This window comes from Candidatus Zixiibacteriota bacterium (assembly GCA_040753495.1).
In the GTDB taxonomy this organism is placed as follows: Bacteria; Zixibacteria; MSB-5A5; order GN15; family PGXB01; genus DYGG01.
This window is the reverse complement of the sequence record JBFMEF010000150.1, coordinates 1-2,346: the sequence shown is the minus strand read 5'-3', so window position 1 is coordinate 2,346 and position 2,346 is coordinate 1. Positions and strand designations below refer to the sequence as shown.

General features: G+C 49.5%; 3 protein-coding genes. 2 read left to right on the top strand and 1 reads right to left on the bottom strand.

From position 1 onward, the window contains the following. Positions 1-167, top strand: a 167-nt coding sequence (locus AB1690_09995) for an ATP-dependent Clp protease proteolytic subunit (GenBank protein MEW6015643.1), incomplete at its 5' end; no start/stop codon positions are given. A 33-nt stretch (positions 168-200) separates the two neighbouring features. After that, entirely contained in the window at positions 201-1,496 is a 1,296-nt protein-coding gene (gene clpX, locus AB1690_09990; protein ID MEW6015642.1) for an ATP-dependent Clp protease ATP-binding subunit ClpX, read from the top strand. Positions 1,497-1,610: 114 nt separating this feature from the next. On the opposite strand, the gene AB1690_09985 is transcribed toward clpX, so the two are convergent. Continuing rightward, positions 1,611-2,346 (bottom strand): hypothetical protein (locus AB1690_09985; GenBank protein ID MEW6015641.1); only part of this gene is annotated, 736 nt, incomplete at its 5' end.

The window sequence follows — 2,346 nt, the reverse complement described above, 5'->3', positions numbered from 1 at the left end:
CCCAGACCAAAAAACGTCTCAACGAACTTCTGGTTGTGCACACCGGTCAGCCTATCGACAAAATTGAAAAAGATACCGACCGCAATTTCTTCATGTCTCCGCAGGAAGCGATTGATTACGGCATCATCGATAAGATTTACGAGTACAAACGAAAAGAGAAAAAATAGCCTGCCGGCAGTGGCGGCTCGAGGTAAAACGACGTGACCAAGAAGGACAAAAACAGTTCCGGCGGCGATGACGACAACAGTTATACCACCCAGCATCGCTGTAATTTCTGCGGTAAATCGGCCGCCAAAGTAAAACGTCTTTTCGCCGGCTATGAGGCTTTCATCTGCAACGAATGCGTGGCTCTCTGCCATGACATTCTGGTCACTTCGCCCGTTGAGGGAGATGAGCATGAAACATTCGAGCTTCCCCGGCCGCACGAGATAAAAGCGTTTCTTGACCAGTATGTAATCGGCCAGGAGATGACCAAGAAGAACGTTGCCGTGGCGGTTTACAATCATTATAAGCGGATTAACGCCCTCTCGGAGATACGTCGCGGCCGCCTGCCCGACAACTATGTGGAGCTGGAAAAATCAAATATCCTGCTCATCGGTCCCACCGGCACCGGCAAGACTCTTATCGCCCGCACGCTGGCGAAATTCCTCAAAGTTCCATTCAGTATCGCTGATGCCACGGTATTGACCGAAGCCGGCTATGTCGGCGAGGATGTCGAGAATATTCTGGTGCGGCTATATCAGGCTGCCAATTATAATCAGGCCCGCACCGAACGCGGAATAGTTTATATCGATGAAATCGATAAAATCGCCCGCACCTCCGGCAATCCCTCGATTACTCGTGATGTCTCCGGTGAAGGAGTCCAGCAGGGGCTTTTGAAGATACTCGAAGGGACCATCTCGAATATTCCTCCCAAGGGGGGACGGAAACATCCCGAGCAGGCGTTTGTCCCGATAGATACGACCAATATTCTTTTCATTTGCGGCGGCGCCTTTGAAGGGCTCGACAAAATAGTTGCCCGCCGGGTTGGGAAGAAACAGGTCGGGTTTGACGCCGAGAATCTCGAAATCAGCGAAAAATCGCGCGATATACTTGATTACGCCGAGCCATCCGACCTTCTCGAATTCGGGCTGATTCCGGAACTGATAGGACGTCTTCCGGTAGTTGCCCCCCTTCAGCCGCTCGACAAGAACGCCCTCTTTTCCATTTTAACCAACCCGCGCAATGCCCTGACCAAGCAGTACGCTCGTCTCTTTGAGATGGAGGGGATAAAGTTGACCTTTGAGACTGAGGCTCTCTGGGAGGCGGTTGCCATCGCCGAGAAAAAGAAAACCGGCGCCCGGGCCTTGCGGTCCATTTTTGAGAAGGCGATGCTTGATTTAATGTTTGAGCTTCCCTCGAAGGATGATATCGAAGAGGTCATTATTACTCCCGGCGTGATTAATCACACCGGCGCGCCGAAGTTTCTTCGCCGCTCGCAGCGGCAGACGGGGTAGGGTGGGGCATTCTGGTATCGAAGCCTTCATCGATTCGACATAATCACTTCCGCACCGAAGGATGATCTTCCCTTCCATTATGTGAGTATCACCGCAGTACTGACTTTTTGTTACTCAGAACAGGTAGTGAGAAATTGAGGCGCTCAGCTCAAGTTTGCTTAAATCATGATGATCTTCAGTCTGTTTTACTTCCTTCTCGTCTTCTTGGTATCTATATCCAACGGACGCTTTAAGTGTGGTGGGAATAGCCAGTCGATACTCCAGATTCAGACTCGGAGAGAGTGACCATCTGTGTGTAGTTGTATCCTTCCCCTCCGATAAATATCGGTATTGAAATGCCGTATGGAAAGAGAGAAGACTCCTTGAGTCAATTGTATATCCGAGTTCACTCGATGCCTGTACCGTGACATCTTCCACCAATGTCGGCCCATGGTTGGCACCAAACCATTCTGATCTAAAATACCCAGATGAGGCTCTGATTGCCATTTGCCACCGCAGGTCTAACGGCCGATGATATTCTGCATCAACAAATAATATTCCAGTTGATGATTCATCACTATTCTCAGACTTGTACTTTGACTCGTCGTAACGGGTTGCGATTGAATCCATTATACCAGTGGAACCACTATGATAGATTATAGTAGTGTCTATCGCCACTCTATCCTCCTTCCAGGTACTGCTTGATTTGGAATACGAACCCCATGTCCCAACCTGAACGCGCCAGCCGAAATACCTGGTCGAATTCGGGAAATACTGCCATACGTCTTGAATCAAGAGATAATCCATTGGCCTTTCACTGCTCGTTAGTCCTTCCCCTTTCAGAAAGGCGATTATCTCTTCTATCGATTCG